Source organism: Actinosynnema sp. NPDC049800 (assembly GCF_040656635.1).
Classification (GTDB): Bacteria; Actinomycetota; Actinomycetes; order Mycobacteriales; family Pseudonocardiaceae; genus Actinosynnema.
Map to the genome: position 1 here is coordinate 523,110 of NZ_JBFAMT010000001.1, position 20,653 is coordinate 543,762.

General features: G+C 71.9%; 16 protein-coding genes. 10 read left to right on the plus strand and 6 right to left on the minus strand.

The genetic code is table 11. From position 1 onward, the window contains the following. Position 1: 1 nt before the first annotated feature. Genes AB0I91_RS02420 through mftE form a run of 4 tightly spaced genes read left to right on the plus strand, consistent with a single transcriptional unit; the run spans position 2 to position 3,682 of the window. Complete coding sequence (locus tag AB0I91_RS02420; RefSeq protein ID WP_499634866.1) at positions 2-850, plus strand: mycofactocin-associated electron transfer flavoprotein beta subunit; 849 nt, start codon at positions 2-4, stop codon at positions 848-850. Beyond that, the gene (locus AB0I91_RS02425) at positions 847-1,632 is read left to right on the plus strand and encodes a mycofactocin-coupled SDR family oxidoreductase (RefSeq protein WP_498776815.1); all 786 of its coding nucleotides are present in this window, start codon (positions 847-849) and stop codon (positions 1,630-1,632) included. Before AB0I91_RS02420 ends, AB0I91_RS02425 begins: the two co-directional genes overlap by 4 nt. Continuing rightward, positions 1,629-2,981: a mycofactocin biosynthesis glycosyltransferase MftF gene (gene mftF / locus AB0I91_RS02430; protein WP_498776813.1), complete on the plus strand. Its 1,353-nt coding sequence runs from the start codon at positions 1,629-1,631 to the stop codon at positions 2,979-2,981. Before AB0I91_RS02425 ends, mftF begins: the two co-directional genes overlap by 4 nt. Further along, positions 2,978-3,682, plus strand: coding sequence for a mycofactocin biosynthesis peptidyl-dipeptidase MftE (gene mftE / locus AB0I91_RS02435; RefSeq protein WP_499634869.1), 705 nt, complete (start codon positions 2,978-2,980; stop codon positions 3,680-3,682). Before mftF ends, mftE begins: the two co-directional genes overlap by 4 nt. 63 nt (positions 3,683-3,745) lie before the next feature. On the opposite strand, the gene AB0I91_RS02440 is transcribed toward mftE, so the two are convergent. The 4 genes from AB0I91_RS02440 to AB0I91_RS02455 form a co-directional block, all read right to left on the minus strand. Then, positions 3,746-6,496 (minus strand): helix-turn-helix transcriptional regulator, encoded by a 2,751-nt coding sequence (locus AB0I91_RS02440; protein WP_498776809.1) that lies wholly within the window; start codon positions 6,494-6,496, stop codon positions 3,746-3,748. Positions 6,497-6,719: 223 nt separating this feature from the next. Continuing rightward, a complete protein-coding gene (locus AB0I91_RS02445) occupies positions 6,720-7,364 on the minus strand; it encodes a response regulator transcription factor (protein WP_230567585.1) in 645 nt (214 codons plus the stop codon). A gap of 73 nt (positions 7,365-7,437) precedes the next feature. Then, the gene (locus tag AB0I91_RS02450; protein ID WP_498776807.1) at positions 7,438-8,583 is read right to left on the minus strand and encodes a sensor histidine kinase; all 1,146 of its coding nucleotides are present in this window, start codon (positions 8,581-8,583) and stop codon (positions 7,438-7,440) included. A gap of 117 nt (positions 8,584-8,700) precedes the next feature. Continuing rightward, positions 8,701-9,903 (minus strand): macrolide family glycosyltransferase, encoded by a 1,203-nt coding sequence (locus AB0I91_RS02455; RefSeq protein ID WP_498776805.1) that lies wholly within the window; start codon positions 9,901-9,903, stop codon positions 8,701-8,703. A gap of 434 nt (positions 9,904-10,337) precedes the next feature. Between AB0I91_RS02455 and AB0I91_RS02460 the strand changes: the two genes are divergently transcribed. Both AB0I91_RS02460 and AB0I91_RS02465 read left to right on the plus strand, forming a co-directional pair. Beyond that, on the plus strand, positions 10,338-11,348 hold the full coding sequence (locus tag AB0I91_RS02460; RefSeq protein ID WP_498776803.1) for an ATP-binding cassette domain-containing protein: 1,011 nt from the start codon (positions 10,338-10,340) through the stop codon (positions 11,346-11,348). Then, positions 11,341-12,114, plus strand: a complete 774-nt coding sequence (locus AB0I91_RS02465; protein ID WP_498776801.1) for an ABC transporter permease — start codon at positions 11,341-11,343, stop codon at positions 12,112-12,114. The genes AB0I91_RS02460 and AB0I91_RS02465 overlap by 8 nt, the downstream gene beginning before the upstream one ends. Positions 12,115-12,197: 83 nt before the next feature. Here the strand turns inward: AB0I91_RS02465 and AB0I91_RS02470 are convergent, their stop codons facing one another. Next, entirely contained in the window at positions 12,198-12,914 is a 717-nt protein-coding gene (locus AB0I91_RS02470) for a class I SAM-dependent methyltransferase (RefSeq protein ID WP_498776799.1), read from the minus strand. Beyond that, positions 12,901-13,995, minus strand: coding sequence for a DegT/DnrJ/EryC1/StrS family aminotransferase (locus tag AB0I91_RS02475; RefSeq protein ID WP_499634874.1), 1,095 nt, complete (start codon positions 13,993-13,995; stop codon positions 12,901-12,903). Before AB0I91_RS02475 ends, AB0I91_RS02470 begins: the two co-directional genes overlap by 14 nt. A gap of 343 nt (positions 13,996-14,338) precedes the next feature. Between AB0I91_RS02475 and AB0I91_RS02480 the strand changes: the two genes are divergently transcribed. The 4 genes from AB0I91_RS02480 to AB0I91_RS02495 all read left to right on the plus strand — a co-directional run bounded on the left by AB0I91_RS02480 (position 14,339) and on the right by AB0I91_RS02495 (position 20,311). Next, the gene (locus tag AB0I91_RS02480; protein ID WP_499634877.1) at positions 14,339-15,814 is read left to right on the plus strand and encodes an NDP-hexose 2,3-dehydratase family protein; all 1,476 of its coding nucleotides are present in this window, start codon (positions 14,339-14,341) and stop codon (positions 15,812-15,814) included. Positions 15,815-15,816: 2 nt separating this feature from the next. Next, positions 15,817-16,764: an aldo/keto reductase gene (locus AB0I91_RS02485; protein ID WP_499634879.1), complete on the plus strand. Its 948-nt coding sequence runs from the start codon at positions 15,817-15,819 to the stop codon at positions 16,762-16,764. A gap of 218 nt (positions 16,765-16,982) precedes the next feature. Then, positions 16,983-17,774: an ABC transporter ATP-binding protein gene (locus tag AB0I91_RS02490; protein ID WP_498776791.1), complete on the plus strand. Its 792-nt coding sequence runs from the start codon at positions 16,983-16,985 to the stop codon at positions 17,772-17,774. Further along, positions 17,774-20,311, plus strand: coding sequence for an FtsX-like permease family protein (locus tag AB0I91_RS02495; RefSeq protein WP_499634882.1), 2,538 nt, complete (start codon positions 17,774-17,776; stop codon positions 20,309-20,311). Before AB0I91_RS02490 ends, AB0I91_RS02495 begins: the two co-directional genes overlap by 1 nt. Positions 20,312-20,653 lie beyond the last annotated feature (342 nt).

Here is a 20,653-nt window from a genome sequence, read left to right on the forward strand (position 1 = left end):
GGTGCTCGTCGTCGCCGCCCTGCGCCGGACCGAGACGCACACCTCGGTCGACCCGCTCACCGGGCGGGTCCGGCGCAACCCGCGCACCGGCGGGCTCGCCGAGGCCGACCGCTGCGCGCTCGAACACGCCGTGCGCCTGGCCTCCGCGCTGCCCGGCACCCGTGCCGTCGCGGTGACGCTCGGTCCGCCCGGGGCGGACGACGTGCTGCGACTGGCCCTCGAAGTCGGCGTGGACGAGGTGCTGCGGGTGGACCACCCGGCGGAGGACGACCACACCGACGACGGCAGCCGGACCGCGGCGGCGCTGCTGGCCGGGCTGCGCGCCGGACCCGGTGTGCCGGACGTCGTGCTGTGCGGGGACCGCTCGGCGGACCGCGGCACCGGGACCACCCCCGCGTTCCTCGCCGGGTTGCTCGGCGCGCGGCAGGCGTTGGGCCTGTGCGAACTGGACCTGCGGGACGGTGAGCTGCACGGCGTGCGGCGGCTCGACGGCGGCCGGCGCGAGCGGCTGCGCATCGGGTTCCCCGCCGTGTGCTCGGTGGAGCCCGGCGCGGTGCGGCTGCGGCGCGGCGCGCTGCCCGCGGTGCTCGCCGCCCGGCAGGCCGTGATCCCGGTGGTGTCGCCGGGTGTCCGCGCGGACCACCGGGTGACGGTCACGTCCGTGCGCCCCTACCGACCGCGGCCCCGCGTGCTCCCGGCGGCGAGCACCGCGTCGCACCACGAGCGCATCCTGGCGCTGTCCGGGCCGACCGGTCCGAAGGTCCGCTCGCGCGTCGTCACGCCCGGGACGCCGCAGGCCGCGGCCGACGAGCTGCTGGCGTTCCTGCGCGAGCACGGGTACCTGCCGTGACGCCGCGCGTCGCCGTGGTCACCGGAGCCGCGCGCGGCATCGGCGCGGCCGTCGTCGGCCAGCTCGCCGAGCAGGGCTGGCGGGTCGTCGCGGTCGACGTCCCCGGCGACCTGCCCGGCGTGCCGTACCCGTTGGGCACGCGCGAGCAGTTGGCGGAGCTGGCGGCGCGGTGGCCCGGCCAGGTGCTCGACGTCGTCGCGGACGTGCGCGATCAGTCCGGTGTGGACGGAGCGGTCGCCCTGGCGGAACGGGAGTTCGGCCGGCTGGACGCGGCGGTGGCCGGTGCGGCGGTGATGGTCGGCGGCACGCCCCTGTGGGAGACCACCGACGAGCAGTGGGACGCCTTGTTCGACAGCGGGGTGCGCGGCGTGCTGAACCTGGCCAGGGCCGCCGTGCCCGCCCTGCTGCGGGCGCCGACGCCGCGCTCGGGGCGGTTCGTCGCCCTGGCCTCCGCCGCCGCGCACCGCGGGTTGTGGCACCTCGCCGGGTACAACGCCGCCAAGCACGCCGTGGTCGGCCTGGTCCGCGGGCTGGCGACCGACCTGCGCGGCACGGGCGTCACGGCCACCGCCGTCTCCCCCGGCTCGACCACGACGGACATGCTGACCGCGAGCGCCGCGCTGTACGGGCTGGCGGACGTGTCCGAGTTCGCCGGGCACCAGCTCGTCGAGCGGCTGCTCGACCCGGACGAGGTCGCCGCCGCGGTGAGCTGGCTGTGCGGCCCGCAGTCCTCGGCCGTCACCGGAACCGTGCTGCACGCCGATGGAGGGTTTACCGCATGAGCGAGTTGTGGCTCCGCCTCGACGGGGGCACCCGGACGTTGGCCGGTGGTCGCGTGGTCCTCGGCGGGTCGCCGTACCGGGTGATGCGCCTGTCGGCGACCGGCGCGAAGGTGGTCCGGTCGTGGCTCGACGGCGAGCCGGTCGGCGACGACCCGGCCCGGCGGGCGTTGGCCCAGCGGCTGGTGCGCGCGGGGATGGTGCACCCGGTCTACAAGGTCGGCCTGACGACCGCGGACGTCACCGCCGTGACACCGGTGCGCGACCAGCCCGGCGAGCTGCGCACCGTGGACGGCGTCGCCGCCTCGATCGTCGTCGACGACGGGTCGGCGCGGAGGGTGCCCGGCGCGGCGCTGCGGCACCCGGTCGCGCGCGGTCCGGCGGCGGCCCGCAACGCCGGCGCGGCGCTCGTGCGCACCGAGCTGGTGGCGTTCCTCGACGCCGACGTGCACCCGGACCCCGGTTGGCTGGACGCCGTGCTGCCGCACTTCGCCGACCCCGAGGTGGCCCTGGTCGCGCCGCGGGTGCGCAGCCTGCCGGGCGACTCGACGCTGGCCCGGTACGAACTGGTGCGCTCACCGCTCGACCTCGGCACCGCGCCGGGTCCGGTGCGCCCCGGCGCGCGGATCAGCTACATGCCCAGCGCCGCGATCGTCATGCGCACGTCGGTGCTGCGCGAGATGGGCGGCTTCGACGAGAGCCTGCGCTTCGGCGAGGACGTGGACCTGGTGTGGCGAATGGTGGCCGCCGGGCACCTGGTGCGCTACGAACCGGCGTCCACGGTGGCGCACGAGCCGCGATCGACCTGGCGGAAGTGGTTGCGCCAGCGGTTCGACTACGGCACGGGCGCGGCCCCGCTGGGGCTGCGGCACGGTCCCGCCGTGACGCCGGTGAAGATGTCGCCGTGGAGCGCGCTGGCCTGGGCGTTGGCCGCGGTGGGCCTGCCGGTTGCGGGCGCGGGCGTGGCGCTGGGCACGGCGGCGCTGTTGCCGCGCAAGCTGAAGCGGTACGAGGTGCCCGAGGTGGACTCGCTGCGGCTCGCGCTCCAGGGCCACCTCGGCGCGGGCACGCAGGCCGCCGACGCGATCACCAGGGTGTACGGACCGGTGGCGATGCCGCTGATGGCGCTGTCGAAGCGGGGACGGCGGCTGCTGGCCGCCTCGCTCGCGCGGCACCTCGTGGAGTGGCGGGACAGCCAGGTCGAGCTCGACCCGGCGCGGTTCCTGGGGCTCCGCGTCGTCGACGACCTGGCGTACGGCTGCGGGGTGTGGTGGGGGTGCGTGAAGCACCGGACCGTCCAGCCGCTGCTGCCCGAACTCGTCGACTGGCCCGGCAAGCTGCCGCCGTCGTGACCGCGCTCGGCGATCTCACGTGGCCCGAGGTGGCGGATCTCGCGCCCCGCAGCGTGCTGGTGGTGCCGATCGGCTCGACCGAGCAGCACGGGCCGCACCTGCCCGGCACGGTGGACACCGAGGTGGCGGCGTGCCTGGCCGAGCGGGTGGCCGCGGCACGGCCGTGGGCCGTGCTGGCGCCCGCCGTGCCCTACGGGTCGAGCGGGGAGCACGCCGGGTTCCCGGGCACGCTGTCGATCGGGCACCACGTGGTGCGGGCGCTGGTGCTTGAGCTGGTGCGGTCGGCCGACGTGTTCGCCGGGGTGCTGCTGGTGTCCGGTCACGGTGGCAACGCCGAGCCGCTGAGCCGGGCGGTCGCGACGGCGGTCGCGGAAGGGCGGTCGGTCGCGGTCTGGTCGCCGACGGGTCCGCCGCGCGACAGCCACGCCGGGCACACCGAGACGTCGGTGATGCTCGCGGTGCGCCCGGAAGCCGTGCGGCTGGACCGGTTGGAACGCGGCGACACCCGCCCGTTGCCTGAGCTGATGGGCGTGCTGCGCGAACGAGGGCTGCGACCCGTCACCGCGAACGGCGTGCTGGGCGACCCGACGACGGCCTCGGCCGAGGCGGGCCACCGCATCCTGGCCCGGTGGACCGCGGACCTGCTGGCCGCGGCGGACCGCTTCCACCACGCCCACGTCGGTGCTTCGCCCACGCCGTGACGGCCGCGGTGGGGCGTGGTGAACACGCCACGCCCCACCGGGAACCCCATGCACGACCGCGGGTTACGACACGCCCTGTCCCGTGAGGACGGAGGCCAGGTCGCCCCGGTTGTTGGCGTTGAGCTTGCGGTACACGCGGGTCAGGTGCTGTTCGACCGTGCTGACCGTGATGTAGAGCGTGCGGGCGATCTCGCGGTTCGAGTGACCTCTCGCCGCGAGCATCGCGACCCGCTGCTCGGCGTTGCTCAGCACCGGCGCGCCCTCGTCCGCCCGAGGCGTGAGGGTGACCGGCCGGGCGTCCGGGGCGTGCATGACCGGCGTCGTCGGGTGCGGCGCGGTGCGCTGCCGTGACGCGGCGCTCACCGAGCCCGTGGGCGTGACGCCCCGGCAGGCCTTGGCGACCTGCTCCGCGCGGCTGGCTGTCTGGCGCGACAGCTCGGCCTCCCCCAGGTGCTTCTGCACCGCGCTCAGGTCGGAGAGCGCCTTGGCCAGCTCGTACCGGTCGCCCGAGCCGTGCAGGGCGTTGATGGCCTGCTTGAGCAGGGCCGGCCGGTGCGCGGGCTCGGTGGCCAGGGCGAGCAGCCGCAGCGAGATGCCCTTGGTGCGCAGGTCCACGCACCGGCCCGGTTCGAGCTGCTGGCTGAGCAGGTCGCGCGCCTCGGACACCCGCTTGAGCTTCAGGCTGGCCTCGGCGACGTCGCTGCGCCACGACACGAGCGCCGGCACGTCCAGGCCCCACTTCTCCGCCTGCGCGCCCGCGTCGCGGAAGTCCCGGATCGCGGCGAGCGCCCGGTCGGTGGCGAGCAGGTGGTGCCCGCGCGCCTGGAGGTACCGCAGCCCGCCCAGGGTGGCGAACATCGACTCGGGCACCACGACCGAGTTCAGCACCTCGGCGGCTTCCTGGTGTCTGCCGGTCCTGGTCAGCGCGCTCACCAGGACCGAGACCGGGTAGCCGACGACCATGCCCCAGTTCTGCGGCGGCAGGACCCGCAACGCGGTCTCGGCGTTGGACTTGGCCGCCGACAGGTCGCCGCAGCGCAGCGCGACCTCGGCCCGGATGTTGCTGAACACCGCCAGCCACGTGGTCGCGCCGCGCCGGGTCGCCTCGTCCACCAGCGAGTCGCACCACTCGGTGGCCTTGTCGAGCCGGTTGCCGTAGGCGAGCGCGAGCAGCGCCGACGACACGATGCCGAGCGTGTTGTCACCGAGGCAGTAGCTGCGCACGATCTGCTCGGCGCTCGACGACGCGGCGTCGTTGGCGCCCTGGGTCCACACCGTCTCGACCGCGGCCACCGCCTGCGACCACGGGTCGCCCGCCGCGGGCCGGTCGGACGGGGGGAAGTGGTTGCGCCCCGACCCGTAGATCAGGTGGTGGGCCAGTCGCAGCTCGGCCTCGATCAGGGGTTCGGACAGCGCCGCGCTGTCGTGCGCCGCGCGGAGGACGTCCGCGATCTCCTCCTCGTCGCCGTTCCACAGCGCGCAGCGGATGAGGACGACGGCGTCACGGCCGGAGAGCTTGCCCTCCCGCAACGCCGTGCGCAGAGCGGGCACGTACGGCGCGGCGGCGGACGGGTTCAACCGCCACGAGGCGCGCGCGAGCATGGCCGTGATCGTCAGTCGGGTCGGCTCGTCGGCGCACGCGGTGAGCGCGAGCTTGAGGCAGCGCAGGGCCAGCTGCACGCGGTCGGTGGCCAGGGCCTGCTCGGCGGCGGCGCGCAGCAGGCCGACGCCCCAGCCGTCCGGGACGCACCCGGCCGAGATGATGTGGTCGGCGACGTCCATCGCGGAGGCGCCGCGGCGGTGCAGCATCTCGGCGACGTCCAGGTGCGCGGTCGCGCGCTCGCAGGCCGACATGCCGCCCAGGAGGGCGTCCCGGACCGCGGGATGCCGTGACCGGCCCGCCGTGAGGATCCCCGCCTCGGTGAGGATGGCGAGGACCTGTTCGACGTCCTTGACGTCCACCCCGGTCAGCAGCGAGAGCTCGGTCGGCTGGCTGAGGTCGCCCAGCACCGCGACCGCGCGGGCCACGTCCAGCGTCTGGTTGTCCCAGCGGTGCAGGCACGACAGCACGGCGCGGCGGAACGCCGGGCCGACGACCGGCTCGCACCGCTCGGCGTCGCCGCTGTTGAGGTAGTCCTCCAGCAGCGCCTGCACCAGCATCGCGTTGCCGCCGCTGAGCCGGTGGACCTCCGGCGCGAGCCTGCCGGCCGCGGCCGGGTCCACGACGGACCGCTCGACCAGTTCGGCCACGCCGAGCTTGGTCAACCGGGCGAGGTGGAGCCGGTGGTGCGGGCGGCGGGTGATCTCCGAGCCGAACAGCAGGTCGGTCGGCTGCGACCGGTCCCACTCGGTGACCACGAGCAGGATGCGCGCCCAGCCGAGCCGCCGCTGCAGGTACAGCAGGAGGCGGCGGGACTGGGGGTCGGCGTACTGGACGTCGTCCACCCCGATGACCAGCGGCCGGTCCTTGGCCAGGTCCAGGATGATCGCGCAGATCTCCCGGGCGGTCTGCGCCTCGTCGGCGGACGAGGAGAGCCGGTCCCACACCCGTTCGGCGACGCCGTTGGGCAGGCCGGCGCTGTGGAACAACTGGTCGAGCACCCCGGCCGGCAGGCCGGTCTCGTCGCGGGAGCCGCTGGCGCCGAGAAAGGTCGCACCGCCGGCCGTCACCAAGCCCGCGAATTCGTGAAGAAGTTTCGTCTTGCCGCTCGCGGGACCACCGCGCACCACGACCAGTTGGCCACAGCCCGCGGAGATTTCCGCCAGGCGACCTTGCAGCAAATCGAACGCTTCCTCGTATTGAACAAACGCCATGCGTCTGACCCCCAAGCCAGCTCACGGGTACATCACTCAAAGCGAAGACCTGAACACGGCGCGAGAGGTATCCGTTTCAATACGAGACGACCGGGGAGCCGTGGTAGGACGGCGCCCCGATACCCTTCACCGTGCGTGGTGGCCGCTGGCGCGGCCGAGTGGAGCCTACCCACAAACGGGTGAGGAGTGGTGTGTTTGCGGAGATCCGCAAAAAGGGTTCCTACTACGCGTGACCGAGATAGGTGAGCACGGCGCGCACGCGTCGGTGCTCATCGGGAGTCACATCGAGACCGAGTTTGGCGAAGATGTTGCCGATATGTTTCTCGACCGCCCCCGAGGAGACGTGCAGGTCCCGTTCGATAGCCCGATTGGACAAACCTTGGGCCATTAGGCCGAGTACTTCAGTCTCCCGGTGCGTCAACGCGGCGAGCGGGTCGACCTTGCGCCGCGCGATGAGCTGCGAGATGACCTCGGGGTCGATCGCGGTGCCGCCGGCCGCGACCCGGCGCACCGAGTCGAGGAACTCCGCCACGTCGGCGACGCGCTCCTTGAGCAGGTAGCCGATCCCGGTCGTGCCGCCGGCCAGCAGCTCGGCCGCGTAGGTCTCCTCGACGTACTGGGACAGCACGAGGACGGGCAGGTCCTTGACGATCTCGCGGGCCGCCACCGCGGCGCGCAGCCCTTCGTCGGTGAACGTCGGCGGCAGCCGCACGTCGACGATCGCCATGTCCGGCCGGTGCTCCTCGACCGCGCGGAGGAAGTCGTCGGGGTTGTCCACGGCGGCGACCGTCTCCATGCCCTCGTCGGCCAGCAGGCGCTGCACCCCCGCCCGGAGCAGAGCGGCGTCCTCGACGATCACAACACGCATGCGCTCTCCTGACAGCAATGCCGGTACGCGAGGCACCCTACCGGCCGAGCGCCGCGGTGCCCGGCGCTTCGCGTCACCACGAACAGGGCAGCTCAGCGCGGATGACGGTGGGTCCGCCGACCGGGCTCTCCACGGTGATCACGCCGTCGATGGTGGCCGCGCGGTCGGCCAGCCCGGCGAGCCCGCCGCCCGGGCGGATCTTCGCGCCGCCGACGCCGTTGTCGGTGATCTCCAAGGTGACGCCGTCGCCGTCGCGGCGCGCCCGCACGGTCACCTCGGTCGCCTCCGCGTACTTGGCCGCGTTGGTCAGCGATTCGGCGACGATGAAGTAGGCCGTCGTCTCCACGGCCGCCGGCGGCCGGGGGTTGAGCTTGGTGTCGATGCGCACGTCCATCGGCGACTTCGCCGCGAGCGCGGACAGCGCGGCGTCGAGGCCGCGGTCGCGCAGCACCGCCGGCGAGATGCCGCGGGCCAGGTCGCGCAGCTCGGACACGGCGAGCTTGGCGCCGACGTGCGCCTCCTCGATGAACTCGCGCGCGGACTCCGGGTCCTGGGCCAGTCGCATCTTGGCCTGGCCCAGGCTCATCGCGACCGACACCAGCCGCTGCTGGGCGCCGTCGTGCAGGTCGCGCTCGATGCGGCGGCGCTCGGCCTCGGCGGCGTCGACGCCGCGGGCCCGCGACGCCTGGAGGCGTTCGGCCCGCCGTTGCAGCTCGGACTTCTTGGTCGGGCCCAGGACGCCGCGCGCGACCAGCCCGTGGGCGAAGCCGATCCACGGCACGGCCCAGATGCTGACCGGCACCAGCACGACGCCGATCGCGGCGACGGCGAACTCGGCGATGCCCAGCGGCATCGCGAGCGCCACGTAGGCGACCTCGCGCCACGTCCGCGAGTCGGTGATGCGCCGGAACACGCGGCGGATCAGGCCGCGGTCCTCGTCCGGGTCGAACTCGATGGGCGCCACCGGCGGCACCTCGACGTCGAGCATCCGGCCGACCCACTGCCGCTCGACCCGGCAGAACCAGCCGGTCATCCGCAGCGTGCCCTCGACGATGGGTATGCCGATCCAGATCGGGGTGGTGATCGCGCCGACCACCAGCCCGGTGAACGTCAGGCCGAACTGGACGACGCGCGGGACGGCGCTGGCGAAGAAGAAGCCCAACGTCCGCAGGATGCCCTTGCGGGACCCGGCGAACACCCCGTCCCTGCGCACCAACATGTCGCCTCCGACCTGAACGTCACCGCCCGTTGGTGGCGATGAGCTCCCCCCGCCAGCCCAGGTCAGTAATATGGCACACGGAGCCGGACGCGGGGGAAGGTTGCGCCGAACGCCGGATCAGCCGTGCTCGACCAGGTGCTTCTCCAGCACGTCGGCCGCCAGCCTGCTGCCGCCCGACTCGCGCACGTGCCGCTGCATCTCGCGGGTGTTCGCCGCGATCGCCTCGTCGCCCGCCACCTCGGCGACCAGTTCCCGCAGCTCCTCCACCGACATCGTGCCGAAGGGCAGGATGCGGCCGACGCCCAGCTGCGTGATCCGCTTGGCCGTCGGCTGGTCGACCGGCGTCAACGGGATCATCACCATCGGCGTGCCCGTGTGGAGGGACTCCATGACGCTGCCGAGGCCGCCGTGGGTGACGAAGACGCTCGCGCGGTCGAGCACCTCCAGGTGCGGCAGCCAGCGGTGGATCTCGACGTTCGCGGGCAGCGGGCCGATCTCGTCGGGGTCGATGCCGTCGCCCACGGTCATCACCACGTGCCACGGCTCGGTGGCGAACGCGTCCGCGGCGACCCGGAAGAACTCCGGCATCTGGTTGAACACCGTGCCGAGGGACACCAGCACGACGGGCCGGTCGCCGGCGGGCGGCTCCCACTTGCCCAGGAACGGCCGGTCGTCCATCGACGGGCCGACGAACGCGAAGCGCTCCTCGTCGAAGGTCTCCCCCGCGAACTGGAACGCCCGCGGCAGGTAGACGAGGTTGAACTCCTCGCCCGGCAGCACGAACTCCGACACCGGCGTCTCGATCCCGAACGAGGCGATGACCTCGGCCATCGCGCCGAACACGTCGCCCATCTCGTCGGGCACCTCGCTGACCACGCCGTCCTCGTCCTCCATCATCGCGTGGAGGTAGGAGAAGTGCTCGTTCGAGGCGAACACCGAGACGGACTGCAGGGCGGGCCGCTGCCACTTCAGGCCCAGGATCCGCCAGGCGAGCGGCGTGGCGGAGTCGGCGATGACCATGTCCGGCACGTCGTCGGCCAGGCCCTCCAGGGCCGCCCGGACCATCGCGCCGCTGTCCTCGACCAACGTGCGCGGCATGAACGACGCGTCGGAGTTGATGATGTCGAGGATGTCGACCTTGTCGTACTTCGAGTCGTACGGGAGCAGCGTGGCCCCGGAGGGCTTGACGACCTCTGCCATGCTCTCACCGGTGACGTAGGTGACCCGGTGACCGCGGCGAATCAGCTCGGCCACGACCGAGAGGTTCGGGAACACGTGACCGCGGTCGGGGATGCCGACGAACAGGAAATGGTGGGACATCGCTGCGGGTCCAATTCGGTAGGCGGGCTCAGGTCTGAGGCGGGTACTGCCGACGGTATGAACCGCCGCCCCGTACGGACGGCCCCTAGAGGCCCCCTAATTCGACCCTTGTCGGGCGAAACCTCCCGTCGTCCGACGTCGACTGTTACCCGGTAATACACCCGTGCGGCGCAATCCGGAAAGCCCGCGTTCACCCCAATGGCCCCGGCCCGGCTACTGCGAACGATAGGGGGCGCGAAGCGTGGGAAACAGCTGCCCGCCGTTGCTCCCTATGGCACAATCCCCGCAGATCAAGCGCCCGGCGCGACGTGGACGCCGCGACCGACGCCGTGTCCCGGCACCGGCGGGCTGTTTCCGCCCGTCCCGGCCCATGATCATCCCAATCAGTCACCACGAACGTCGCACCGCTCAACCGAACGAGGGGGACCACGGATATGGCCGATGACTTCGCGATCGAGGCGAACGGCCTGGTGAAATCGTACGGGTCGGTCCAAGTGCTGGCCGGTGTCGACATCCGGGTCGCCCGGGGCGGCATCTTCTCGCTCCTCGGTCCCAACGGCGCGGGCAAGACGACGATGGTCCGCATCCTGTCGACCCTCGTGCGCCCCGACGGCGGCACGGCGCGCGTGGCGGGCCACGACCTGTTGAAGGACCAGCGCAAGGTGCGCCGCGCCATCAGCCTGACCGGTCAGTCGGTCGCGCTGGACCAGCGGCAGACCGGCGAGGAGAACCTGCGCATGATGGCGCAGCTGTCGGGCCTGTCCGGCTCCCGCGCCCGCGCGCGGGCCAAGGAGCTGCTGACGCAGTTCGACCTCGTGGAGGCCGGGTCCCGCCGCGTCGGCACCTACTCCGGCGGCATGCGCCGCAGGCTCGACCTCGCGGCCGGCCTCGTCGGCGAGCCGTCCATCGTGTTCCTGGACGAGCCGACGACGGGTCTGGACCCGCGCAGCCGCCGGATGATGTGGGAGGTCATCAGCGGGCTGACCGCCGCCGGCGTGACGATCTTCCTCACCACGCAGTACCTCGAGGAGGCCGACGAGCTGGCCGGCCACGTCGCGCTGCTCGACGGCGGGCGCGTGGTGGCCGAGGGCACGCCGACGGAGCTGAAGGAGCGGGTGGCCGAGCAGCGGCTGGACGTCACGTTCGTCGACGACGACGCGTTCCGCGCCGCCCTGGGCTTCCTCGGCGAGCGCGCCGTGCACCGCGAGGAGTCCCGTCGCACGATCGGCATCGCGACCGACGGCACGGCGGCGCACATGCGGGCGCTGCTGGACGAGATCGACGCGGACCGCACCGCGGTCACGCAGTTCGAGGTGCACAGCGCGACGCTGGACGACGTGTTCCTCGCGCTCACCGGGCGCGCCGCGACCCGGGCCGAGGACCAGACCGGGAAGGCCGACGGCGACGCCGAGGCCGAGCACGAGAAGGAGAACTCCGGTGTCTGACACCGCCACCCCGCCGTCTCGCATCGGCCACTGGCCCGCGATGAGCAGCCGGGCCGCCCGGCTCGCGCTGCGCGACCTGGACGCGCTGCTGACCACGTGGATCCTGCCGATCGCGATCATGGTGCTGTTCATGTCGCTGTTCGCGGGCGCCATCCAGACCGGCACCGACTACATCCTCTACCTCACCCCCGGCATCCTGCTGACCTGCGCGGGCTTCGGCGCCGCCACCACCGCCGTCACCGTCAACAACGACATGACCGGCGGCATCGTGGACCGCTTCCGGTCGATGGACATCAGCGGCGCGCCGGTGATCGCCGGTCACGTCCTGGTCGGCACGATCCGCACGATCATCACGCTCGTGCCGGTGGTGGGCGTCGCGCTGCTGTACGGGTTCCGGTCCGAAGCGACCGCGCTCGACATCCTCAGCGCGGTCGGCATCATCGCGCTGTTCATCTTCGCGATGGCGTGGTTGGCCGCGTCGGTCGGCGTGCTGGCCCGGTCGAGCGAGGCCGCGAACGCGTTCACATTCGTGGTCGTGTTCCTGCCCTACCCGAGCAGCGCGTACGTGCCGATCCACACCATGCCCGGCTGGTTGCAGCCGTTCGCGGAGTACCAGCCGGTGACGCCGGTCATCGAGACCATCCGCGGCCTGCTGCTCGGCACGCCGGTGGGCGACAACCCGCTGCTGGCCGTCATCTGGTGCGTGGGCATCGCCGCCGCCGGCATCGTGTTCTGCACGGTGATGTTCCGCCGTCGCACGGCCTGACCGCAGGAGCACGAAAGGCCCGGCCGGGAATCATCCCGGCCGGGCCTCTTCGCCTACCGAGGACGTCCACAGTGGACGTCGGATCAGTGTGTTCTGGTGCCCACGAACAGCCCGCGTGCCGCGTGACCGCCGCCCTCGACGTACTCCACCGGGCAGCCGGCGTCGGCGAACGCGGCCTCGTACTCCGCCCTCGTGTAGAGCCCCAGGCTCTGGCGGTCGGTGAAGTAGCGGATGTTGTCGCCGTCGGCGTCGCTGACCAGGTAGTGCATCTCCACCACGCTGCGCGCCTTGACCGTCTTCCACCGGCCCATCCGCGACACCACGACCCCGTTGTGCTCGAACGTCGCGGTGACCAGCTCGCCGCCGTTCCAGTGCTCGGCGAGGATCCACGGCTCCACGACCAGGACGCCCTTGGGCGACAGGTGGCGCACCATGTTCTCGGCCGCCGCGCGCAGCCCCGCCAGGCCGGGCAGGTAGCCGACGGAGCTGTACATCGAGCACACCGCGTCGAACTCGCGGTCCAGCGCGACGTCCCGCATGTCACCGCAGTGGATCGGCACGTCGGGCAGCTTCGCCCGGGCGTGCTCCACCATGGCCGCGGACAGGTCCACGCCCACCACGTCGAACTGCTCGGCGAGGTGGACCAGGTGCGAGCCCGTGCCGCAGCCGAGGTCCAGCAACGTGGTCGCGTGCGGGCAGCGGTCCAGCACGAGACCCCGGATCACGTCCGCTTCCGCGCGGTAGTCCTTGTGCGCCTGGTAGATCGCGTCGTAGGCGTCGGCGAATTCAGCGTCGTACACGGGAACCCCGTTCGGTCACGGCGTCGCGGATGATCCCGGCGATGCCGATGATCTCCTCCTCGCCGATGGACGTGCCGGTCGGCAGCGCCAGCACCCGCTCGGCCAGGGCCTCGGAGTGCGGCAGCGGCAGCGGGGCGTGCACCCCGGGCGCCTGCTTGTACGGCTCGATCTCGTGGCACGCGGGGTGGAAGTAGCGGCGCGCCATCACGTTCCGGGCGTGCAGGACCTCGCACATCTCGTCGCGCGACAGGCCGGCGACCGCACCGTCGACCTCGATCACCAGGTACTGGTTGTTCGACCGCTCGTCGGGCGCCTGCTCGCGCACGGTCACGCCCGGCACGCCGGCCAGTTCCCTGAGGTACAGCTCGTAGTTGAGCAGGTTGTGCTTGATGAGCTCGTCCATCACCTCCAGCGAGGTGAGGCCCATCGCCGCGACGCCCTCGTTCATCTTCCCGTTGGTGCCGCAGGAGACGACGTCGCGGTCCGGGTCGATGCCGAAGTTGCGCATGGCGCGGACCCGCGCGGCCAGCTCGGGGTCGTTGGTCACCACCGCGCCGCCCTCGAAGCTGTTGAGGAACTTCGTGGCGTGGAAGCTCAGCACCTCGGCCGCGCCGAACCCGCCCAGCGGCACGCCGCCGTAGGTGGAGCCCAGGCCGTGGGCGGCGTCGAAGATCAGCGGGATGCCGTGCCGCTCGGCGATCGCGGTCAGCTCGGCGATGGGGCACGGCCGGCCGAACACGTGCACGGCGACGATCCCCTTGGTGCTCGGGGTGATCACCCGCTCCAGGTGCTCGGGGTCGATGTTGCCGGTCCCCTGGTCGATGTCGCAGAACACCGGGATGACGCCGATCCAGCTCAGCGCGTGCGCGGTGGCGACCCAGGTGAACGACGGCACGATCACCTCGTCACCCGGCCCAATGCCGCACGCCCTGGCGGCGAGCTGGATGCCGACGGTCGCGTTGACCACCGCCACGCAGTGGTCCGCGCCGGTCACCTCGACCAGTCGCTGCTCGAACTCGCGGACCAGCGGACCGTCGGTCAGCCACAGCCTGTCCAGTGCCTCGTTGAGGAGCTCGAACAAGCGAGACCGATCACCCACGTTCGGGCGCCCCACGTGCAGCGGGCTGCTGAAAAGAGGCTCGTCAGGCATTCCTGCATGGTGCGGGCCGGTCGACCGCCCCTTCAACCCCTACGGAATGCCGGCCACCCCTCGGCCGCCCCTTAAGGAAATCGGGCGCACCCCCGACCCACCCTTAGCTTCCGCGCCGGCCTTGATTCCACCGCGCCGAGGCCACACGATCGAGCGGGTCGACCGCGTCGATCCTCCGTCCACATTACCCGGTCACGCGGCACCGTCGACTCTTTCCAGCGCCGATCCCCCGATCGACCGCGCCGGCCCGCTCACGAGCCACAGGAAGTGCCCAGTGTCCGAAACCACGGCGGCACAAGCCGTCCTGCTGCGCACCACGGATGCGACGACACCCGTGCGCATCGCCGAGTCGGTCTTCGCCGACTCCGGTTCCGAGATGTCGCTGCCCGAGTTCCTCCAGTGGTTCGCCGAGAGACTGGCCACCGACGGCAGCGTCATCGACAAGATCCCGCTGCGCGACCTGAAGGGGTGGCGGACGGACCCGGACACCGGGAACCTGGTCCACGATAGCGGCAAGTTCTTCGTGGTCGAAGGCCTGTCGGTGCGAATCGAGGGCGCGGCGGTGCCCGCGTGGACGCAGCCCATCATCAACCAGCCGGAGATCGGCATCCTCGGCATCCTGGTCAAGGAGTTCAACGGGGTGCTGCACTGCCTGATGCAGGCCAAGATGGAGCCGGGCAACTGCAACACCCTCCAGCTGTCGCCCACCGTGCAGGCGACCAAGAGCAACTACACGCGGGTGCACAAAGGCGCACCGGTGCCGTACCTGGACTACTTCACCGACACCGGCCCCAACCAGGTGCTGGCGGACGTGCTGCAGTCCGAGCAGGGTTCCTGGTACTACCGCAAGCGCAACCGGAACATCATCGTCGAGACCACCGACGACGTCGAGCTGCTCGACGGGTTCTGCTGGCTGACCATCGGCCAGCTGCACCACCTGTTCGAGATCGACAACCTGGTCAACATGGACTCCCGCACGGTGCTGTCCTGCCTGCCGTTCTCCGGGGACCGGCTGACCGAGGCGTTCTCGGCGGCGGGCGGCGCGGTGCGGCTCGACGTGCTGCGCTCGTGCAGCGACGACGAGGGCAGCCTGCACACCATCGGCGAGATCCTGAGCTGGATCACCGGCGCCCGGACCCGGCACGACGTGGCCACCACGCGCATCCCGCTGGACCAGGTGGAGCACTGGGTGCGCACGGACGAGCGGATCTCGCACGAGAGCGGGCTGTTCTTCAACGTCGTCGGCGTCGACACGGTCGCGGGCAACCGCGAGGTGCGCAGCTGGACCCAGCCCATGATCGAGCCCACCGACGTCGGCGTGGTGGCGTTCCTCGCCAAGCCGATCAACGGCGTGCTGCACGTGCTGGTGAACGCGCGGGTGGAACCGGGTTACCTCGACGTGGTCGAGCTGGGCCCGACCGTGCAGGGGATGCCGAGCAACTACTCCGCGCTGCCCGCCGCCGCGCGCCCGCCGTTCCTGGACGAGGTGCTCGCCGCGCCGCCGGACCGGGTGCGGTTCGAGACGGTCCTGTCCGAGGAGGGCGGGCGGTTCTTCAACGCGCAGACCCGCTACACCGTGGTCGAGGTCGACCTGGAGGTGCCTCCGGAGCTGGCGGAGGACTACCGCTGGATGACGCTGCACCAGCTGGTGAGCCTGCTGCGGCACGGGCACTACGTCAACGTGCAGGCCCGCAGCCTGATCGCGTGCCTGCACAGCACGTTCGGCGCGTCGAACTGGGACGAGGGGTGACGGTGCGGCACGTCAGGCTCGGCCGCACGGCCCTGAAGGTGAGCAGGCTGTGCCTCGGCACGCTCAACTTCGGCGTGCGCACCACGCGGGAAGAGGGCTTCGAGGTCATGGACGCCGCGCTCGACCGCGGCGTGAACTTCTTCGACACGGCCAACAACTACGGCTGGCAGGTCCACAAGGGATTCACCGAGGAGCTGATCGGCGAGTGGTTCGGCCGTGACGGCGCGCGGCGGGAGAAGGTGGTGCTGGGCACCAAGGTGTGCCAGCCGATGAGCGACCGGCCCAACGACCAGGGCTTGTCCGCGCGGCACATCATCGCCTCCTGCGACGCGTCGCTGCGCCGGCTGCGCACCGACTGGATCGACCTGCTCCAGTTGCACGACATGGACTTCACCGCGCCGTGGGACGAGGTGTGGACCGCGTTGGAGGTGCTGATCGGGCAGGGCAAGGTCCGCTACGTCGGCACGTCCAACTTCGCCGCCTGGTACCTGGTGTCGGCGCAGGAAGCCGCGCTGCGGCGCGGGAACCTCGGCGTCGTGTCCGAGCAGTGCGTCTACAACCTGGTCCGACGCGGCGCGGAGGCCGAGCTGATCCCGGCGACCACCGCCTATGGCGTCGGCGTGTTCGCGTGGTCGCCGCTGCACGGCGGTCTGCTGGGCGGCGCGGTGCGCAAGCTCGCGGACGGCACGGCGGTCAAGACGGCGCAGGGCCGGGCCGAGGTCGAGATGCGCACGCGGCGCGACCGGATCACCGAGTACGAGAAGCTCTGCGCCGACCTCGGCGCCGACCCGGCCGAGGTGGCGCTGTCCTGGGTGCTGACCAGGCCCGGGATCACCGGCGCGGTCATCGGCCCGCGCACCCTGGAGCACCTGGTCTCGGCCGAACGCGCCCTGGAAGCGCCGCTCGACGACGAGGTGGCGGGAAAGCTCGACGAGCTGTTCCCGGCGTGAGAACCGGGGTCGCGACAACCGGGAAATCCGCACGAACGCCGGACCGGCCAGCCCCCCGGCGGTCTTGGTGTCAGCGCCAGCGCCCAGGGGTGAGGCTAGCCCTACCCACCGGCTCAGGGCGCGCCCCATTCCAGCGGAGCGCCGACCGCTCGTAGTGTTCCTGGCAGCTGCGATGGGGCAAGACGAACGGCGCTGACGAACCTTTGAGGAGTCACGAAGTGGAAACCCAGAAATCCTCGAGCACGGCGATTGTCCGGCTGGATTCCGTGCGCAAGGTCTACGGCAAAGGTGCGAACAGCGTCACCGCGCTCGCCGATCTCTCGCTCGAATTCGAGAAGGGCACCTTCACCGCCGTCATGGGCCCGTCGGGCTCGGGCAAGAGCACGATGCTGCACTGCGCGGCCGGGCTCGACCAGCCCACGTCCGGCACGGTCGTGCTCGACGACGTCGACCTGGGCAAGCTGAACGAGAAGAAGCTGACGCTGCTGCGCCGCCGGCGCATCGGGTTCATCTTCCAGTCGCTCAACCTGCTGCCCGCGCTGACCGCCGAGCAGAACGTGACGCTGCCGTTGCAGCTGGCCGGCACCAAGCCGGACCGCGCCGCGGTGGAGGACGCCCTGGCGCAGGTCGGTCTCGCGGACCGCCGCCACCACCGGCCGACCGAGCTGTCGGGTGGTCAGCAGCAGCGCGTCGCCGTCGCACGTGCCCTCATCACCCGCCCGGCCGTGATCTTCGCCGACGAGCCGACCGGCGCGCTGGACACCCGGTCCGGCCGCAGCGTGCTGACCCTGCTGCGCAACGCCGTGCGCAACCACCAGCACACCATCGTCATGGTCACGCACGACCCGTCCGCCGCTTCCTACGCCGACCGCGTCGTGTTCCTCGCGGACGGCCAGATCGACAGCGAGCTGCGCAACCCCACCGCCGAGACCGTCGCCGAGCGCATGACGATGCTCGGCGCCTGGGCCGACAAGGACGCCGTCGGGTCGAGCTCGTTCGGGGGTGTCTGATGCTGCGCCTCGCCCTGCTGACGCTGCGGCACCGCTGGGCCGGGTTCGTGGCGACGTTCGTCGGCATGTTCCTGTGCGCGGCGATGATGATCGCGGCGGGTGGTCTGCTGGAGACCACCGTGCTCAACGCCATCCCCGCCGAACGGCTGGCCGCCGCGCCGGTCGTGGTGACCGGGGACCAGAGGTTCGGCGCCACCGGCTCGTTCAGCGAGCGCATCCGGCTCGACGAGGGCCTGGTGGACACCGTGGCCGCCGTCCCGGGTGTCGCCGAGGCCGTGCCCGACCGGGGCTTCCCCGTCCTGCCGCTGGGCACCACCCCGCCGAGCGGCACGCCGCTGGCCACCACGGGCCACGACTGGGACACCGCGAAGCTGCGCCCGTACTCGCTCAGCGAGGGCGCCGCGCCCACCGCGGGCCAGGTCGTGCTCGACCCGATCGCGCAGCAGCAGTCCGGCGCGAAGGTCGGCGAGCCGGTCACGCTGTCCATCGCGGGCGGTGTCGAGCAGTTCGAGGTCGCCGGCATCGCGAACGGTCCGGGGGCGAACAACTCGGCGACCGTCTTCTTCACCGCCGAGGACGCGAGCCGGTTCGTGACCGACACGTCGAAGGTCGACGCGATCGCCGTGCTGCCCGAGCCGGGCACGGACACGGCGGCGCTCGCCCAGCGGATCACCGACGCGCTCGCGGGCAAGCAGGCGACCGTGCTGACCGGTGACCAGCGCGGTCACGCCGAGTACCCGGTCGCGCTGGAGTCCGACGACCTGCTGCTGATCTCGTTGATGCTGGCCAGCGTCGCCTTCCTGGTGTCGCTGCTGGGCATCGCGGTGACGCTCACCCTGGCGCTGCAGAACCGCCACCGCGAGCTCGCCCTGATGCGCGCGGTCGGCGCGACGCCGGGTCAGCTGCGGCGGATGGTGCTCGGCGAGACGATCGCGGTCGCGCTGGTCGCCTCCGCGCTGGCCGTCGCGCCGGGTGTCCTGCTGGGTCGCTGGCTGTTCAGCCGGGTCGTGGACGCGGAGATCGCGCCCAAGATGATGGCGTTCCACCTGGGCTGGATCCCCACCGTCGCCGCGGTGGTGACGGCCCTGGTCACGGCCGTGGGCGCGGGGCTGGTGGCCGGTCGGCGCGCGACCAAGACCCGGCCGATCGAGGCGCTCGGCGACCTCGCCGCCCAGCGCACCCGCGCCGGGTGGGTCCGGCGGGGGCTGGCGATCCTGTGCGTGATCTACTCCGGTGGCCTCGTCTTCGTCACGTTCAACTTCGTCAGCGGCCCGTTCGTGGCCGGACCGGCGACCTGGTCGTCGATCCTGCTGGCGATCGCGTTGCTGCTGCTCGGCCCGGACGTCTCACGGCTCATGGTCGCGGTCCTCGGTCCGCTGCTGCGCGCGCTGTCCGGGTTCTCGGGCACGCTGGCCACGCTCAACGCGCGGGCCCGGCCGGCTCAGGTGGCCGCCGTGATCACGCCGTTGATCCTGCTGGTCTCCGTGGGCACCGGCAGCCTGTACGTGAACACGACCGAGCAGAGCACGGTCGGCAAGTACACCGAGGGCTTCGGCGCCAACACGATCCTGCGGTCGGGCCCGGACGGGTTCGCGCCCACCGTGCTGGAGGAGGTCCGGGCCCTGCCGGGCGTCGGCAAGGCGTCGGAGTTCCTGGTGAGCAACGGGTTCATCACCTCGCCGACCGACGCGTGGGCGGGTCAGCAGAGCCTCGGCGGCTGGCAGCTGAAGGGCTTGACCGCGGACGCCGCGCAGGAGGTCACCACGACCAAGGTCGCGCAGGGCTCGCTGGCGGACCTCAAGGGTGACGCGGTGTCGCTCAATGAAGGTCACGCGCAGGCCATGGGTGTGAAGGTGGGCGACTCGATCACGATGCGCCTCGGTGACGGCGAGGAGGTCGGCCTGCGGGTCGTCGCGCTGCACGCCGAGGACGAGGACTTCACCTCGATCATCCTGCCCGCCCGGTTGCTGGCCGAGCACACCACGTCCGGCCTGCCCAACCACATCGTGGCGGCGCCGGCGGCCGGTACGGACGCGGCGCAGCTGACCACGGCGATGGAGGCCGTGACGGCGGCTCACCCGGGCAGCCACGTGGTGAACCGGGAGCAGCTGAACGAGGCGTTCGAGAACTACCTCGACGCGATGGCCACGATCAACTACCTGTTCCTGACCATCCTGCTCGGCTTCATCGCGATCTCGGTGATCAACACGTTGGCGCTGTCGGTCGGCAGGCGGCGTCGTGAGTTCGGCCTGCAGCGGCTGACCGGCGCGACCCGCGGCCAGGTGATGAGGATGACGATGCTGGAGGGCGTGCTGGTGGCGCTCATCGGCATCGTGCTCGGCAGCCTCATCGCGCCCACGACGATCGTGTCGTTCAGCCTGGCGCGGACGGGTTCGCCGTTCCCGGTCGGCCCGGTGTGGATGTACTTCGCCGTGGTCGGTGCCGCGTTCGTCCTCGTGCTCGCCGCGACGTTCACGTTCGCGATGCGTGCGACGAAGGGTCGACCTTTGGAGGCGGCACTGCCAGAGGCCGACTAGCACCACCCCGTCCAGCGCCGCGTCCGCTCAGGCCCTGCGACTTCCCTTTGGGGAGTTGTGGGGCCTGAGTGTTTGTGGGGGCGGGTTGGGTTTGGGTTGGGGCGGGGCGGGTTGGGCTGGTTGGGCTAGTTGGGCTAGTTGGGCTGGTTGGGCTAGTTGGGCTGGTTGGGCTAGTTGGGCTAGTTGGTTGGCGCGGTGGTTGGGCGGGGCAGTGGTCGCGGTGGTTGGGGAGCGGCGGTGGTTGGGGCCGGCTCGATTTGACATGGGGCCCTTACGGGCACCCCAGGCAGGCCAAAGCCGGGCAGGCCTGGCGGGAAAAGCGTCCGCCAAGCCTGCCCGGCT